Raw genomic sequence first — 16,329 nt, 5'->3', positions numbered from 1 at the left:
GGATTCGAGACAGGCAGGTTTCGGGGACGCCCCTTGGGAAGCCGACATTGCACAACGGCTTTTGCATCAACCAAGCCTTTGATCTGAGAGCCGGTCGGCCGTCGGTGCAAAAGCGAACCCTTGCGCAACATCCTAAGGGGCTGGGCTGCCGCCCGCGTAACGGCTTTTCTTGAGCACGAGTTCAGGATCGTCCCACGTCAGCATGTCCCGTATAGCAGCATGTTTATCGACAGCTGCGTCATAGTAGCTCTGCCACACGCGCATCCCGATCCAGTAGCCAACCTCATATGGCCAACCGGGCGGCGCTGAACCGTAGTTCTCTACCCATCTGTGAGTAGCGGCGCTTGCGGCCGACGGCGAGCGCTTAGCTGCATCGGGGCCGGCGACCAAGATATCCGCACGGAACATCCTCCAAAGTTCAGCCTCGCGAGGTTGGGCCCAGGCGGCACGAGCAGGCTCTGGTGTCTGGCCTGTCACCAACGCTGCAATGAAATCGGCCGAGCCCTCAGTGAGGGCTTCCGCCAGAAGCGGCGACCGGTCTGCATTTTTCGGATCGTGCTGAAAGGTGTGGACGGTTTCATGGCCGAAAAAACGGCGGAGCGAGCGCTCGAAACCTGCGGCGTCCGGGTCTACCGAGCAGAGCACTTCCAAGCCCAGAACTTGAGCGCCCGGCCCCGCCGTGCCGCCGGAATTGCCGGCACCCATAACAACATAGATTTGCGGAAGCGGTTCGTCAGGGAGCAATCCGTGGAGTGCCAAATAGATCGCATGTAAATCCGCGATTGCGCAACCTGACGTCTGGAAATTGACGGGTGCGTGATCACGCATCTCGGCATTCCCACTTGATGTAGCCCTTATTGTCGGAGGCCCATGTTTCGTCGATCTCGACGAGAACGGCAGAGACGAGGCGTAGGAGTGCCTGGTCGTTGGGGAAGACGCGAACCTTGACGGTCCGGCGTTTGAGTTCCTGCTGCACAGCGCGCTCGATGGGGTTGGATGTGCGCAGGCGCCGACGGTGATGCTCTGGCAGGTTGAAGACGGCGAGCCCCTCGGGAACGCTGTTTTCCAGCCATGTGGCCAAGGCGGGCGCGGTGTCGCGGTAGTTGGCGACGAGCTCGTCGAGCGCGGCCTGGGCCTTTGGAAGCGAGTTGGCGTTCCAGACGCCGCGCAGCTCGGTTCCGATGCGCCCGCGGATGGCGGTATTGGGTGCGTGATGGATGGCGTTGGCGGCCAGGTGAAACTGGCATCGCTGCCAGGTGGCGGCGCCGAGTACGGCTCGGCGAGCGGCGCGCAGGCCGGCGTGATCGTCGGAGACAATGAATTCAACGCCGCGCATGCCGCGCGCGACCAAGCCGTCGAGGAAGGCACGCCAGTGGACCTCGGCTTCCGACAGCGCGACGCTGACGCCGAGCACCCGGCGCCGCTCGTCTGGGCCGATGCCGATCGCCGAGAGGACGGCTGCGTCGCGAACGACGCCGCCTGCGCGCGTCTTCTCGTACCGGGCGTCAAGGATCAGGTAGCGGATCTCGCCGAGCGGACGAGTGCGCCACGCTTCCAGTTCGTCGTCGAGCAGGGCCGCGGCGCGACTGACCTGCGAGGAGGAAAGACCTTCGATCCCGAACTCGCGCAGCACCGCCTCGGCCTGACGGGTAGAGACGCCCTTCACGTACATCTCGGCCACCGCCAGCATGACTGCGCGCACCGAGCGGCAGCCGCGCTCCAGCGATTGAGGAAAGAAGGGCTCAGCGCCGTGGCCGGCGGTCTTGGGAACTGCCACCTCTACTGTGCCCGCCGGGGTATCGATCCGCTTCGACTTGTAGCCGTTGGCATAGCCCCGTCGGTCGGTCGTGCGTTCGTAGTGCCCTGCACCGAGGAAGCGCTCGCGCTCGATCCGCATCGCCATCTCGAAGGTGCGTGCGAACACGGTCGCGATGCCCTCGGGGCCGTGTTCGATCAGCTGTTCCAGAACCGCCTCGATCGCCTTATCATGCCTGCTGTCCATTCGCTCTCTCCACGGGTGTTTCGCAACTCCATGGAATGTAGAAGATGGGCAGCCGGTGCCGGGGCATGCCCCGGCACCAGCTTACCGATTACGACCCGATCGAATTTCCAGACCTCGCGTTACACAACCAAATCCGCTTCAGCCTGACCAAGGCGTGGAAGGCACTCGCTTATAGCCCGTTGGTACTTGGACGGATCCAAGGCGATTGTAGCCGCCAGGTGACGGGCGTCGATGATGCGGTCCGGCGTAAAGACACGAACGCCATATGAACCAGGATCTAAGTATCCCTTTTGTAGCTGATCTGCGGTCGGCCGCCCGTTACTCGCGGCGAAGACCTTCGCAAAACGCTCAACATCGGCAGTATGTATTATGGCCGTAAGGGGGTCTGCGGCCAGCGGAACGGCTGTTTCGGAGTTCGCGGGTGCGGTCCATGTGACGATCAACGCCGCTACGGTCGCGATACCAAATCGCGGTGTCATCTTTGGCATCGGAAGCCCCTAGGCACTTATCAGTATTCGCTTGTCTCTTGGTGCCTACGTACCGTCAAGAGCACCAGCATACCTTGCGATCCGCAGCGAGGCATCAGCGGCGATGACGTGAGACAGGCGTTCCACTCGGTTCGTCGCAACCTATGATCTATGTTTACATGTCGATCTTACGGTCAGTCATCGCTTGACATAGTGTATCCCCTCGCTCGTCGGGCACGGACGGATCGAGATCGATTGTCTGAAACTCACGCCTGATCTCATCATCCGTCATCTCAGCGATCGGCTTTGGATCATCCATGGTGGTCACTCCGGCACCGGGAAGATGCGTGCTCCCCTGTGTTTACAGACGCTACATCGGCACCGCTGTTCCGCATCTTTCACAGCGACCGGCCCAAAGAGCTTTGCGGCATCCAAGCCTGAGATCGTCACGCTGCGCTTACAGCCTTGGCAATCGATCCGGGTCATTGCCCTGCCCCGTGCGAAATCGAAGATCAGACGGAAGTTGCGGTTGCCCACCTAAAGCAGGGGAAGCTGGCGCGACTTGATATCAAAATCCCAGAACGCCCGACGCATCTCCAGCGCGGCGTCGATCGCCCCGAGATAGTCCGGGTCGCGCTTTCTCTCTGCCCGCTCAAAGCTCGAATCGGGTTCCAGATTACGGTTGCAATAGATCCGCTGCGCCGCCTCTCGCAGTTCAAAATCGTGCTTCATTGTCCGTTTCCTACGTGCCGCTCCTATCGTGAACAAAAGGCCAACATCCGTGTGGGGTCAAGCGTTTCAAAACCGGAACCGTCCGGCAGTAACCTATGTCTCGTTGCCGGAAGCTATGATGCCCGTCTGACTTGAAAGCGCGCCCGATCTCTTACATCCGGGGCTCAACGGCGGTGCGCCCGACGTGCGACACCGAAAGGTGTGGAACACCGAAAGGGTTCGTCAATGGCGCACGCCAGTATCATATCAGCGTTGGCCGCTTCAGGGGGTTGGGTATCGATTGTCATCATTCGCCTTCCCGCGATCATTCGTGCGGTTTCCGAATGGGACATCAAGCATCAAGCGGCGTGAGTTGAACCGTCGCTCAGACGATCCATGACGTTCAGGGCGGATGTCTCATGCGCCTCACTTGCCCTTCACCGCCCGAATGATGTCGGCAAGGTGCGGCCATAGAGGGCGAAGGGTCGCTCCGATGATGCTGGCAATGATCGCGATACTCACAGACATACTCCGGCCGATAAAAGCTTCATGCTCCTTGGCGGGGACGTCTGTGGGGATTCTGCGATCCCTAACGGGATGTAGCCATGAAAATCGAATCGGCGTCAACCATGAATGGCGAGCGTCGTCTTGCCGACGTCCGGCGGCTCCCCTTAGACCCTTGATCGGGCACGACCTTATCTCGTCTGGTCGTCACATATGAACCTCATTGTAGACGAGGCCCTTGAGGTCGACGTCGATTAATCTCCGCCGATGAGATAGGCGCGATGTTTGGCGTTCGGGGGCCTATGATCAGCAACATTCAGCGCGGTATAATGTAGGCGCACCTCCATTGACGGAGATTGGGTTTCCGACTCGGGAAGGGCAAGGATTGGTGGACAGCGGTCATTGGCTTGAGCCCTCTCCCGCCTTTGCGGGAGAGGGTTGGGTGAGGGTCTTCTTCTTCTCGATGTCGTTCAGGATGGCATCGACCACGCCGTCGAGATTTTCGACGACATCCCCATTCCAGAAACGCAGCACCCGATAGCCCTCGGCTTCGATCCATCGCGTCCGTCGCGCATCGGCTTCCGGACGGTGTTGACCACCATCCAATTCGACAACGAGCCTTGCTTCTATGCAAAGAAAATCAACGATATAGTGGCCAAGTGTCGCCTGTCGGCGGAACTTCATGCCGGACAATCCGCGATTGCGCAGCACCCGCCAGAGACGCTGTTCGCAATCGGTCGCATCGCGTCTGAGACGCGCGGCATGACCGCTGATCTGACGACGAACCGGCCCCATCGCCTCAGTTTAACAGAAGAAGACCCTCACCCAACCCTCTCCCGCGAAAGCGGGAGAGGGCTTCACGCGACGTCCGCGGCTGGGCGTTAACTGCGGACCATTTGATAGGTGATCTTTACGCCGGAAACGCTGTCGTTCCGCTTGAAGAGCCTCGATTTGGCGGCGTAGCGAATGAGCAAATGACCGGGGGCTAGCCACTTTGCTTCCGCCCACGATCCTTCCCAGCTTCCGACGCGGGCGGCACCATGATCGTCATCGGCGATGAACGTGTTGCCACTGCCTGTTGGTTGGTCGTCAGGCCGCAATATCGAAATTTGCGTCGAAAAACCGGTAGTCGCACCGCAGTCTCGCTGAAATAAGACGGCCGCCAACGCACCATCGGGTGCAAGGCTCCTCGATGAGACCGTGTTCTGGCAGGCATCCGAGCATCCCGAGCATACGAGCAAGGCCAGCATCGGAAGGCAGACTTTCATCCGCTCACATGATGGATCGCTGCGCTGCGCGTCAATGACCGGTTTCAGGATAACGGGCGGACGGACTAAACGACCGAGAGTGTGAAGGATATCGGGCGTCGGCAGACGTACGATATCCTTCACAATGTCGGTCATTCCAGCTCGCCTCACAAACCGATCCCTCGTTCCCGCCCAAGCATTCCGGCAAGCGCCACACCGACCGTGCGAGCGCGGATTTGCTCGGACAGTTCGCGGCCCATCCCGCCGTCGATGCTGTGCGCCGACCATTCGGGCGACCACTGGCGGCCGAGGCCCAATTGTCCGGCGCGCTTGACGAGAGCGCTTCCCATCGCCGGATCCTTTTCGACGGCTTTGGCCATGCCGCTGAGCCGCCGGTCGGTGGCATCCCTCTCCTCGGCATGCTGCCACCCTCCGAGCTTCTCCCGCCTGGCACGAAGCTGCTGCCATGTCTGGACGAAGCGATCGGCCCGGAGCTCGGGATTGGTTCGCAGCTCCGTCTCCGCCTGCATGGCGCGCAGCGCCGCCGCCGTGCGGCCGGCTGCTGCCTCCGCGGCGAGAGCAGGCTGCGCCGCAAGCGCCGCTTCGAGATCGCGGGCGGCGTCGGGCTGGATCTCCTTCAGCAGCCTGGCTGCCGCCATCCTCACCTTCTTCTGCGGTTCCGGTTCGACCGACCCGCGGGCCATATGTCGCACGCTTTCCTGGCGCGCCTGCGCATAGCGCTCCACGGCGCGGTCGAGCGGGGACCGGTCCTCGACGATCCTGGGATCGATCCTGATGCCATCGAAGATGCCCCGCGGGCGTGCGCGCTCCGGCTTCGGGTCCAACATCTCCGGCCGTATCTGCAGACCGGCGAACGGGTGGCGAGGAGCGCTTGTCTCCGGCGTAGGCACGGGCGTCCGATCGCGCGGCTTGATGCCCGCAACGGGATTGCATGGCTGATCGGGCGTCGGTGCCGGCATCTGGTGGTCGGAGACCATGTCCTTGGCTCGCTCGCGCGACAGCGTGCGGACGAGCCTCTGCTCGTTGGCAAAGTCGTCGCGGCCATAGTGAAGCTCGACGCTGTCGCGATGCCGTGACAACGCGACGTAGGTCGCGTGCCGGTCGAGGCCCGGTGTTGCCAGCACGTGCGTGCGATCGACGGTGACGCCCTGGGACTTGTGGATGGTGGCGGCGTATCCGTGATCGATATCGGCATAGTCCTTGACGTCGAAGGCGACCGAACGTCCGTCGTCCATCAGCACCGCCATGCGGGTCGGGCTGACGCTCTCGATCGTACCGAGCGATCCGTTCTTCACGCCGAGGCTGCGCTCGTTCGCCAAGAACATGATCCGGTCGCCGCTGGCGAAAAGGCGATCACCGCGCTCGGTCGCGTGCCGATATTCGATGCCCAGCTCATGTCCCTGGCGCAGACGGTCGCGGGCGAGCGTGTTGAGCTCGGCGACCTCGTCGCGGGTGTGGGTCAGGATCATCCGGCTTTGCTCCGGCTCGGCCTTGCGGGCTGCATCCCAACGATCGATCAGCGCGGCGCGTGCCGCCTCGCGCGTCTCGGCAGCATGGACGTGACCAGCCTCGTCATAGGCTTGGATCGCTTGCGCCGTCCGACCGGTGGCAAGATGGCGCGTGGCATCACGCTGCCAGTCCTCGCGCTGCCGGCGGACTTCCATGATCTCAACGCCGCCATGCCTTTCTGCGACGGAGCGGAACGCGGCCCCCGCTTCGATCGCCTGGAGCTGTTCAGGATCCCCGACCAGCACCAGCTTGGCGCCGCGCTTCTCGGCTTCGCGGACGATGCGCTCCATCTGGCGCGAGCCGATCATACCCGCCTCGTCGACGACGAGCACGTCCTGGCGCGTGAGCAACTCCCTGCCCTGCCCCCACTGATGCTCCATGCTCGCGACCGTGCGCGATGCGATGCCGGATCCACTCTCCAGATTCTCGGCGGCGATGCCCGACAGCGCGAGGCCGGTGACACGGTAGCCGGCTGTCTCCCAGGCGTCGCGGGCAACACCCAGCATCGCCGACTTGCCGGTGCCGGCATAGCCGATCACGACACCGAGACCTTTGGCCTCGGTGACATGTTCGAAAGCATCGCGCTGCTCGGCCGACAGGATCATGCCGCGCTGTGCGGCACGGGCCAGCGCGGCGCTTCGCTCCAACTCGCCGACGCCGTGCCGCGACCGCTCTGCCATCGCCGTCGTCGCACGCTCCAGACGCTGCTCGGTCTCGATCATATCCCTGCTGGTGAAACGCTCTTCGCCGCGCCCGTCGTTGCCGAGCCCGACGAGATCTGGCGACGCGCGCACCGCCGCGATCAGCCGGTCGTACTGCTCCTTTCCCTCGCTGTGGCGATGCACGAACATCGCCAGATCGCGAGTGGTGAAGGTCGCCTGTTGCCTCGTGATCGCATCGAGCGCGATACCGGGATTGGCGATGATCTTCTCGCCATTGCTCCGCGCGATCTCGACATGCTCGGCGAGGCGCTCGGATTCCAGCCCCTGCCCGGCCATCCGCGACGCCGCGGGCCCGATCTTGTGCTGCGGCTCGAGGTCGATTCCTTGTGCTTCGAGCGAGCGATGATCGACGCGCGCGTCGATATCGAGTTCGGCAAGGCGCGCATTGACGTGTCCGGCCCAGCGCTCGCGCCATTGCTCGAGCAGCGCGGTCGCATTCCAGTCGCGGACCTTGGGGCCGAACCCGTCCTCGTCTACCGATCGCGTAGTCAGCATCACATGGGCGTGCGGCTTCGCCAGGCCGTCGGCGCCGATATCCCAATGGACATTGAGATCGGCGATCATCCCCTTGTCAACAAACTCGGCCTGCGCGAACTCGCGGGCGAGACGGATGCCTTCCGCCTGATCGAGCTCGCGCGGAATGGCGAACTCGATCTCTCGGGCGAGCTGTGCGTCCTTGCGAACCTCGACTGCCTCGATCGCATTCCACAGCTTCTCGCGGTCGGCCAACTCCGCCGGCACGCCGTCCGGCAGCATTACCTCGGAATGAACGACGCCAGCCTTGTTCGAGAAGTCGTGATGGCGATCGAGCCGCTGGTCGTGCAGCCGTGCGGCCGAGCGATAGGCGGCCGCCGCCAAGGCGCTGGAGCCATTGGCCCGCGAGATCATCTTCGCCGAGAAGTGGTAGATCGCCATAGCGACCATCCATCTACACTTCCAAAGCGACGTCGGCACGACGTATAAGCGCGCCCTTCTCGAAAAATTCTCCGAAGGGACCAGGCCGTACCATATTGTATCGACAGCTCTGCTGCATCCGCTGCGCCGCTCTTCTACCATAGATGCTTCGACATTCAATGGAGACGCTCGATGCGCAAACCCCGAGACTTCGACAGAGAACTGAAAGCGCTCAAAGACAAGGCACGCAGCCTCAAGGCGCGGAAGGTTCAACAGCTGGGTGAGCTTGTCATACTGACGGGAGCCGACGCCCTCAGTCCCGATGAACTGGCCGGTGCGCTCGTCGCCGTCACCGAAACGAAAGAGATCGCAAAGCGGGAGGCATGGGCGCGACGCGGGACCGCCTTCTTTCGAGGGCGGTCAACAGGCGCCGCGGCTGGAACTGATCCGGGTGCAGGCAGCAGCCCGGAAGCTGTTGGCGGCGCGCAACCGGCTTCAGGCGGTCAAGGCACGCAGTGACGTGCGCGACTGGATGGCGAGACGACGTGATCGCACGCGCCACCTGATCGAGCTTGGCGGCCTCGTCGTGAAGGCGGGGCTGCTCGATCTCACCGGTGACGACCGCGCAATACTCTACGGAGCGTTGCTCGATGTCGCTGCGCGGTTACGCGGAGACGATAGCGATGTCGCGCTTCAGCTATGGCGGCGACGCGGCAGGCGTGCGTTCGAAAGCGAAGGCGAGCGGCATGGCAGCGGTGCGTCCGTCGTTCTCCCGGGCGACCGGGACTAACGATCGTCGCCCGGCACGATCGAACGAAGGTCCGGAATTGCCGCCATGCTTCGCTACGGATCCGCAGCCGCGTTAACGTTTTTGCCGATCCGCGAGGCGCTTGAGTGGCGTGTCTGATTCCAGCAAAGCGAGAACACGACGACACCGCCGTCGGGCATGCGCTAAATGATATTCGACGCCCTTCACGCTGATGCCAAGTCGTTCGCTGATCTGACGATAACTCAGACCCTGACCGCAGCGCATGAGAAACGCTTCACGGGCTCGTTTCGGCAGCCCGCTGACAATGTGCCCGAGCAACTCCTCGGCTTCGATCCGCCACGCCTGTTCGGGTGGCGCGACGGGATCGGGTTGATCGTCGAGATTGAGGCAATCAAGCAGCCCCGTCTTCCTTCGCCGGCCATGATCCGCCATCAGATTATGCGCGATGCGCCAGATATAGGCGGCTGGATTGTCGACCGACGCAAATTGGGGTGCAGCCATGGCCCGCGCAAACGCATCCTGCACGAGGTCGGCTGCACCGTCGTCACCAAGCTTCCGTCTGAAATAGCGGTGGAGTCCGCGTCGCTGATCGCGGAAGACGATTTCGAGCGTTGCTAGCGGTCGCGGTTCAGGAGCTTCGGGCAGACGCAGTTGTTTCGCTGCATCAGGCATCGCGCGGCTCCTTCCTTTGTCGGCGGGAGCAGTCCTGGTGACCGGTAACCGCGCCGACATGATTGAGCAGGGCGTGCAGCAACGCGGCGACCCGCTCGTGCGCAAAGCCGCCATCGTCAGGCGACGGGTCACCGAGTAGAACGGGCCGGTTCCATATCCAGTAGGGGGTGAGCACCGACGCCAGTCGGCTCATGTCAGGACAATCGTGTCCAAAGCCCGTCGCGTTGGCATAGGCGAGCGACTTCGCGACGCGCAGGCCGATGTGGCGCGCGCACCACGCGTCGGGGAAACCGACGTCAAGCAGATGAGCCGAGAGGCCGAGCTGGGCGGTGATGCCGGCGTAATAGAGGAAGTCATGCCAGCCACCCGAAGTCGGGAACGGGTCGCGAGGGAAGAACACCCGGGCCGTTCGATATCGAGCGAGGCTCAGGCGACGTCCCGCTCTCGTGCGGACGAGAGATACCGGCACGTCATCGTAAGCTTCGTAGAGCGGCGCCAGGGTATCGAGCCACGGTGATCGGATCGGTGTGACTGCGAGGGTGGCGACAGGCGTTGCAGTGAGCGCGCCGAGCAGAGCCCGGCGTGTAGGCATGGAAGCGTGCGTAACCATATGCACCTCCGGTCCGCATCGGCGGATGAAGCGGAAGTGTCAGGCAGATGCGGCACGGTCCCGAACTCCCGCGCACTGGGCGCGGGAGCCGCCGGAACTGCTAACATGCCAGAGACATGCGCCGCCGCCTTTGGCCCCGAAGGGCTTGGACATACACGACGGCATCCCGGAAAACTTGTTTTCCGAGTTGGTTCTCTGGGCAGGATTAGCAGTCCCGGCGCCGCCTTTTGCGCAGCGCTTAGCTAGTTTATCAGAGGCGCAGCTCCCTGGAAAGAGCTCACCCACCTCACACTCATCCACCGGGTATTGCCGTCGCATTCCGCGGGGCGGACATTCGCATCCAGGCGGCTCGGAAACATAATGAGGCGCTTCCCAGATTGGGCGCATAGAACTGGGGTCTACGCGCGCCTACGCGCCGTTCCTACTGCGTCATGAAGGCGAGCTGTTTTGCCGCGCTCAACGTCATCAAGCGCTTTGACAATAAGGGAGGCGCGGTACACAGGCCCATCGCCACCGCATGCCCGGCCCATGCATATTCGGCGCGACAGAGCTGCCGGTCGGCTTCCGCCCCAGACCTTGCCATTCCGGTCATCCAGCGCTGATCTCGATTGCAGACATGAAAGGAAGCGACATACACGCTAGCCCTGAGCCACAGCCGGGAGCTATGCTCGCGGATGCCCAACAGGATTGCGTGGATTAATGAAAAGCGTGAAGCCGAAGTGGCAGACCTGGTGGACTATCGCTGGTCCGAAGCTGCCAACAGCGGAGCTAATGCTAAGACAGGGCATTTTTATTGCACCCATGTCTGAAGATGATTTCAACCGGAGCAAGGGTGAAGCTACGCCCGCGCCAAGCGCAAAAATGACATCTGATAGCTACGTCGTGCGCTACCCTCCGCGAGACGTTGTGCAGAGCCGGTATCGACTTCAAATAGACGTTCCCGACGTTGGTGAGGAAGAAGCCGGCGAACATGCGCGCGAGATAGCGAACCGGTTGCTGGCGAGCCTATCGCTCGCCGTGCCGGGGGGGCGCTATCACGCCGAGTTTCGGAAAATCCGGCACGTCGGAGAAAATCAAGAAAAATCGGCGTGGTCGCAAACGATCGGCATCACATCTCTTTCCGATCCCGAACCACTTGGCGATGGTGATAGAGCGCGGGCACTGACACTCTACGATCGCGTCGAAAGCGATGAGACTGCAGACAACGCCTATCTACATCTACTGACCGCGTGGCAGCTTCAAGACACGCCGGGCTCCAAGCCACTCCAGCGATCGGTCCTGCAGCATTATGCTCTCTGCATGGAAGCGATCGTGACGGGAGTGATGATTAAGGTGAAATCCTACAAGGCGGATCAGATCAAGCAGGCCGAAAATAAATTCATCGAGGAGTTTCTTGCCGAGCTTCCAAACCGTGCAAATAAACCCAAGGCTGTCCGAGAAGCATCAACAAGTCTGCGAATGATCGGTTTGCAGAATACGCTGCCGTCAATTGACATGGTGGCGGCTGTGATCGGGATATCAAACGACACAAGGGAGGAGGCAAAAGCGTTGTATAAGTTCAGATCAAGTAGCTTGAGCCATCCCGGTAGGACCAATCCCAAAGAATTGCATAGGTGGCTTCATCACGGACCCACGGTGATTGATCTGTGTAAGGCAGACATAATAGCGCGAGCATTTCTCGTCGCATACTGCGACTGGGATAAGGTGGGTGGCGTAGCTGAGCTATAGAGTAATGGTGAAAGCTGGCGTCGAGCCTCTTCGCGAGGACACTCACCTCGAAAAGCGGATGGGCGGCTTCGGGTTTTCAATTCCCAAAAGCGGACCGAACATTATCCACCATTGACCGCCGGCCCGCGTGATTGGCGAGTAGCGCAATCGTCAATCACCGATTCGTTCTGAAGACACAAACCCTATGGCGCCATTCATGGCGCCATAGGCAATCTGCAGAAATTTATTTTGCCTACGATAGCCTACGTTTTGACCCTCTCCAGCCGTCAGCAAGTACCTTTCTGCCGACTCTGGCGCATGGCGCCATTTTTGGCGCTCTTGCGCGTTCGCTCGACATCGCCATCCTATTGGGCTGTTCACTCGCTCTTGGTAGGAATAGCCATGTCGGGCCAGGTAGACCGCATCATCCGCATGACCACCGTGATCGCTCGCACCGGGCTGTCGCGAACGACGATCTATCGCAAGATGCGAGAGGGCACATTTCCTTCGAACATGCAGATCAGCATTCATGGTGCCGGCTGGCACGAGTCTGCTGTCAATCGATGGATTGCTAATCCTCCTGCCTATCGGGCCAGCAACGACACCGACGATCAGCACGAGGCGGATGGCCATGGAGAAAGATAAGGCGCCCTACCCCGCTTCGCTGGCCGCTGCTAACGACAACCTCGCGCCGCCCATTGTGTCGGCCAAGGTCGATGCGGCGCTCAAGCGCATCGCCCGCCTGCTCGGACGCCAGATGGCGCGCGACGCGTTCGAAGAACGGATCGCGGCCAACGATAATGATAGCCAGTCCAGATAATGCATCGCGAGCTGCGATCCGCTTCCAAGGCACGCGGCGTCATGATATGCATACCGCATATCATGCGGAGAGGAATATGCGCGCCCTTGTCGATATGAGTGACAGCCAGGTCGAAGCCCTCGATGTCCTGGCGCGGCGTAAACGCCGCTCCCGCGCTTCCCTCATTCGTGCGGCGATCGATGATTATCTCGCGCGCCATCGCCACCAGCAGGTCGAGGATGGCTTTGGTTTGTGGGGTGAGCGCGAGTTGGACGGATTGGCATATCAGGAACAGGTGCGTGGCGAATGGTAGGGGCGCTGTTCGACACTAATATCCTGATCGACCACCTGAACGCGATCCCGCAGGCTCGGAAGGAGATCGCGCGCTACGGCGACCCGGCAATCAGTATCGTCACCTGGATGGAGGTGATGGTCGGGGCCGGCGCCGAATTGGTTGAGCCCACTCGTCGCTTTCTCGATGGGTTTGCGGTCGTCGAGCTGGACAATGACATTGCCGAGCGCGCTGTTTCGCTTCGTCGCTCTCATCGCATCAAGCTTCCGGATGCGATAATCTGGGCGACAGCTCAGGTCGCGGGACGGATCCTGGTAACACGTAACACGAAGGATTTTCCGACCGACGATCCGGGGATACGTGAACCCTACGCTATTTGGGGCTCGGTATCGCCTATTTGATTGAACAAGAGGAGACAGGCCATGACGCGCGTTGCCTTGTATGCCCGCTATTCTTCCGACCAGCAGAGCGCCTCGTCCATCGAGGACCAGCTCCGGATCTGTCGAGAGCAGGCGGCGCGAGATGACTTGCAGGTGGTCGGCATGTATAAGGACGCGGCAGTCTCAGGATCGAGCGTGACGCTCCGCCCCGGCATCCAGAGCCTTCTGCAGGACGCGCAAGCCAGGAAGTTTGATGTGGTGATCGCCGAAGCGCTCGATCGCGTCTCCCGCGACCAGGCTGATGTCGCGACCCTGTATAAGCATCTCCAGTTTGCCGGCGTCCAGATCGTCACCCTCGCCGAGGGCGAGATCAGCGAACTGCACGTCGGGCTCAAGGGGACGATGAACGCGCTGTTCCTGAAAGATCTCGCCAAGAAGACACACCGCGGGCTGCGCGGCCGCGTCGAGAAGGGCAAGGCCGGCGGCGGGCTCTGCTATGGCTATGACGTAGTCAAACGCCTCGGTAGCGACGGCGAGCCGGTGCGCGGCGAGCGCTCGATCAACGAGATCGAAGCCACCATCGTCCGCCGCGTCTTCCGCGACTTCGCCAATGGGCTCAGCCCCCGCATCATCGCTCAGCGTCTCAATGCGGATGGCATCCCTGGCCCTGGCGGCAAGCTCTGGACGGGGACGACGATCCGCGGCCATGCGACACGCGGCACCGGCTTCCTCAACAACGAACTCTACATCGGCCGGCTGGTCTGGAATCGGCAGCGCTATGTGAAGGACCCGCGTACCGGTAAACGCGTGTCGCGGATCAATCCGCAAACCGCCTGGGTCACGACCGAGGTCCCTGAACTGCGCATCGTCGACGACGCGCTTTGGCAAGCCGCCAAGGCACGCCAGGACAGTATCGCCGTCAAATACTCGACCACCATCGAAGCGACCCGTGCTGCCAACCGTCTCAACGGCACGCATCGCCCGCGATCGCTGCTATCCGGCCTGCTGGTGTGTGGCTGCTGCGGCGGCTCCTTCTCGCTACGTGGCCAGGGCCGCTTTGCCTGCTCCAACCACATCGACACGCGCTCCTGCGACAACAACCGCACCATCGCGCGCGAGGTCATCGAAGCACGTGTGCTCGACGGCCTGCGCGACAAACTGATGGCGCCCGAGATCGCGGCGGAAGCGGTACGCGCCTATGTCGAGGAGACCAACCGGCTCAATCACGCGCGACGGGCGGCCAGCGCGACCAACAAGGCCGAGCTCGCCCAGGTCGTCAAAGCTATCGAGGGCCTGGTATCGATGGCAGAACAGGGCCTCGGCTCGCGTGCGCTGGTCGACAAGCTGCTCGCGCTCGAGGCGCAGGAGGATGCGATCCGCGCGAGAATGGACGCAGCGCCGGTCGACACACCCGACATCCACCCCAACATCGCCGAGATCTACCGGCGGAAGGTCGAGCGGCTGGCGGAAGCGCTGAACCATCCGGCCGAACGCGACGAAGCGGCAGACGCCATCCGTAGCCTCATCGAGAAAGTGACGCTGACACCGGGACCGAAGCGGGGTGCCGTCAACGCGACGCTGCACGGCGAGTTCGGCGCCATTCTCGAGTGGGTCGAGCGGCGCGAACGGTCTGAAAACGACAACACTCCCGGGGCTTTCGCCTCGGGAGTGTCGGTTTCGGTGGTTGCGGGGACAGGATTTGAACCTGTGACCTTCAGGTTATGAGCCTGACGAGCTACCGGGCTGCTCCACCCCGCGCCAAATGGTCCTGCTTATATGCAGGGTATGTGAATGGGTTTTTGTGAGTTACGCGGATGGGGAAGCCTGGCGGCGCCCTACTCTTCCATCGCTTGAGCGATAGTACCATTGGCGCACTCCGGTTTCACGGCCGAGTTCGGGATGGGATCGGGTGGGTCACAGACGCTATGGCCACCAAGCTACCTGATCCGCGTAACCTATTGGGTAGAAATCGATGTTGGTTTTGTAACGGTTACGATGCTGAGGATATCCTGTTCCGTTCAACCTTGAGGTTGGCGGTGTGGAACTCTCAAGCGCGAATAGAGCAATTAGTATCGGTTAGCTCCATGGGTTACCCCACTTCCACATCCGATCTATCAACGTGATGGTCTTTCACGGCTCTATGAAATCTTATCTCGAGGGAGGCTTCCCGCTTAGATGCTTTCAGCGGTTATCCCGTCCGTACATAGCTACCCTGCTGCGCGGCTGGCGCCACGACAGGTCCACCAGAGGTACGTTCAACCCGGTCCTCTCGTACTAGGGTCAACTCCTCTCAAATTTCGACGCCCACGGCAGATAGGGACCAAACTGTCTCGCGACGTTCTGAACCCAGCTCACGTACCACTTTAATTGGCGAACAGCCAAACCCTTGGGACCTGCTCCAGCCCCAGGATGTGATGAGCCGACATCGAGGTGCCAAACAACCCCGTCGATATGAGCTCTTGGGGGTTATCAGCCTGTTATCCCCGGCGTACCTTTTATCCGTTGAGCGATGGCCCTTCCACGAGGGACCACCGGATCACTATGACCGACTTTCGTCTCTGCTCGACTTGTCAGTCTCGCAGTCAGGCTGGCTTATGCCATTGCACTCTAACAGCCGGTTTCCAACCGGCCTGAGCCAACCATCGCGCGCCTCCGTTACTCTTTAGGAGGCGACCGCCCCAGTCAAACTACCCGCCACAGAGGGTCCCTCGCCCAGTTTCATGGGCGCAGGTTAGACATCAGAAAACAACAGGGTGGTATTTCACCTATGGCTCCACACCGGCTGGCGCCGATGCTTCAAAGCCTCCCACCTATGCTACACAGTTCTTTCCTAATGCCACTCTGAAGCTGCAGTAAAGGTGCACGGGGTCTTTCCGTCTAACCGCGGGTACTCCGCATCTTCACGGAGAATTCAATTTCGCTGAGCATGTGCTGGAGACAGTGGGGAAGTCGTTACGCCATTCGTGCAGGTCGGAACTTACCCGACAAGGAATTTCGCTACCTTAGGACCGTTATAGTTACGG

General features: G+C 61.4%; 16 protein-coding genes, 1 tRNA gene and 2 rRNA genes (1 of these 19 running past the window's edge). 8 read left to right on the top strand and 11 right to left on the bottom strand.

Features of this window, described 5'->3' with window-relative positions:
• Nucleotides 1-132: 132 nt before the first annotated feature.
• From PBT88_RS01635 to traA, 6 genes are all read right to left on the bottom strand, one after another.
• Complete coding sequence (locus tag PBT88_RS01635; protein WP_270077514.1) at nucleotides 133-828, bottom strand: hypothetical protein; 696 nt, start codon at nucleotides 826-828, stop codon at nucleotides 133-135.
• A complete protein-coding gene (locus tag PBT88_RS01630; protein WP_270077161.1) occupies nucleotides 821-2,002 on the bottom strand; it encodes an IS256 family transposase in 1,182 nt (393 codons plus the stop codon). The genes PBT88_RS01635 and PBT88_RS01630 overlap by 8 nt, the downstream gene beginning before the upstream one ends.
• A gap of 1,004 nt (nucleotides 2,003-3,006) precedes the next feature.
• Nucleotides 3,007-3,201: a hypothetical protein gene (locus PBT88_RS01625; protein WP_270077513.1), complete on the bottom strand. Its 195-nt coding sequence runs from the start codon at nucleotides 3,199-3,201 to the stop codon at nucleotides 3,007-3,009.
• 882 nt (nucleotides 3,202-4,083) lie between these two features.
• Complete coding sequence (locus PBT88_RS01620) at nucleotides 4,084-4,479, bottom strand: endonuclease domain-containing protein (protein WP_270077512.1); 396 nt, start codon at nucleotides 4,477-4,479, stop codon at nucleotides 4,084-4,086.
• A gap of 86 nt (nucleotides 4,480-4,565) precedes the next feature.
• The gene (locus tag PBT88_RS01615; protein WP_270077511.1) at nucleotides 4,566-5,087 is read right to left on the bottom strand and encodes a hypothetical protein; all 522 of its coding nucleotides are present in this window, start codon (nucleotides 5,085-5,087) and stop codon (nucleotides 4,566-4,568) included.
• A gap of 11 nt (nucleotides 5,088-5,098) precedes the next feature.
• The gene (gene traA, locus PBT88_RS01610; RefSeq protein WP_270079138.1) at nucleotides 5,099-8,098 is read right to left on the bottom strand and encodes a Ti-type conjugative transfer relaxase TraA; all 3,000 of its coding nucleotides are present in this window, start codon (nucleotides 8,096-8,098) and stop codon (nucleotides 5,099-5,101) included.
• 171 nt (nucleotides 8,099-8,269) lie between these two features.
• Between traA and PBT88_RS01605 the strand changes: the two genes are divergently transcribed.
• On the top strand, nucleotides 8,270-8,596 hold the full coding sequence (locus tag PBT88_RS01605; protein WP_270077510.1) for a conjugal transfer protein TraD: 327 nt from the start codon (nucleotides 8,270-8,272) through the stop codon (nucleotides 8,594-8,596).
• 13 nt (nucleotides 8,597-8,609) lie between these two features.
• A complete protein-coding gene (locus PBT88_RS01600) occupies nucleotides 8,610-8,867 on the top strand; it encodes a conjugal transfer protein TraD (RefSeq protein WP_270077509.1) in 258 nt (85 codons plus the stop codon).
• Between the two features lie 72 nt (nucleotides 8,868-8,939).
• Here PBT88_RS01600 and PBT88_RS01595 read toward each other — a convergent pair whose 3' ends face one another.
• Nucleotides 8,940-9,518, bottom strand: coding sequence for an RNA polymerase sigma factor (locus PBT88_RS01595; protein WP_270077508.1), 579 nt, complete (start codon nucleotides 9,516-9,518; stop codon nucleotides 8,940-8,942).
• Nucleotides 9,511-10,128: a hypothetical protein gene (locus tag PBT88_RS01590; protein WP_270077507.1), complete on the bottom strand. Its 618-nt coding sequence runs from the start codon at nucleotides 10,126-10,128 to the stop codon at nucleotides 9,511-9,513. Before PBT88_RS01590 ends, PBT88_RS01595 begins: the two co-directional genes overlap by 8 nt.
• A 699-nt stretch (nucleotides 10,129-10,827) precedes the next feature.
• On the opposite strand from PBT88_RS01590, the gene PBT88_RS01585 reads away from it, so the two are divergent.
• The 6 genes from PBT88_RS01585 to PBT88_RS01560 all read left to right on the top strand — a co-directional run bounded on the left by PBT88_RS01585 (nucleotide 10,828) and on the right by PBT88_RS01560 (nucleotide 15,031).
• Nucleotides 10,828-11,856, top strand: a complete 1,029-nt coding sequence (locus tag PBT88_RS01585; RefSeq protein WP_270077506.1) for a hypothetical protein — start codon at nucleotides 10,828-10,830, stop codon at nucleotides 11,854-11,856.
• A 381-nt stretch (nucleotides 11,857-12,237) separates the two neighbouring features.
• Nucleotides 12,238-12,480: a helix-turn-helix transcriptional regulator gene (locus PBT88_RS01580; RefSeq protein WP_270077505.1), complete on the top strand. Its 243-nt coding sequence runs from the start codon at nucleotides 12,238-12,240 to the stop codon at nucleotides 12,478-12,480.
• Nucleotides 12,461-12,655: a hypothetical protein gene (locus tag PBT88_RS01575; RefSeq protein ID WP_270077504.1), complete on the top strand. Its 195-nt coding sequence runs from the start codon at nucleotides 12,461-12,463 to the stop codon at nucleotides 12,653-12,655. Before PBT88_RS01580 ends, PBT88_RS01575 begins: the two co-directional genes overlap by 20 nt.
• Before the next feature lie 76 nt (nucleotides 12,656-12,731).
• The gene (locus PBT88_RS01570) at nucleotides 12,732-12,947 is read left to right on the top strand and encodes a ribbon-helix-helix protein, CopG family (protein ID WP_270077503.1); all 216 of its coding nucleotides are present in this window, start codon (nucleotides 12,732-12,734) and stop codon (nucleotides 12,945-12,947) included.
• The gene (locus tag PBT88_RS01565; RefSeq protein WP_270077502.1) at nucleotides 12,941-13,327 is read left to right on the top strand and encodes a type II toxin-antitoxin system VapC family toxin; all 387 of its coding nucleotides are present in this window, start codon (nucleotides 12,941-12,943) and stop codon (nucleotides 13,325-13,327) included. Before PBT88_RS01570 ends, PBT88_RS01565 begins: the two co-directional genes overlap by 7 nt.
• 21 nt (nucleotides 13,328-13,348) lie before the next feature.
• Entirely contained in the window at nucleotides 13,349-15,031 is a 1,683-nt protein-coding gene (locus PBT88_RS01560; protein ID WP_270079137.1) for a recombinase family protein, read from the top strand.
• On the opposite strand, the gene PBT88_RS01555 is transcribed toward PBT88_RS01560, so the two are convergent.
• From PBT88_RS01555 to PBT88_RS01545, 3 genes are all read right to left on the bottom strand, one after another.
• Nucleotides 14,988-15,064 (bottom strand) — tRNA-Met (locus PBT88_RS01555). The two genes, PBT88_RS01560 and PBT88_RS01555, sit on opposite strands and share 44 nt — an antisense overlap.
• A 64-nt stretch (nucleotides 15,065-15,128) precedes the next feature.
• A 5S ribosomal RNA gene (gene rrf, locus PBT88_RS01550) occupies nucleotides 15,129-15,243 on the bottom strand.
• A 109-nt stretch (nucleotides 15,244-15,352) separates the two neighbouring features.
• Nucleotides 15,353-16,329 (bottom strand): 23S ribosomal RNA (locus tag PBT88_RS01545); it runs 1,847 nt beyond the window's last position.

The organism is Sphingomonas abietis, assembly GCF_027625475.1.
GTDB classification, from domain to species: domain Bacteria; phylum Pseudomonadota; class Alphaproteobacteria; order Sphingomonadales; family Sphingomonadaceae; genus Solisphingomonas; species Solisphingomonas abietis.
The sequence above is the reverse complement of the archived record's forward strand: the minus strand, read 5'-3'. Positions and strand labels throughout refer to the sequence as shown.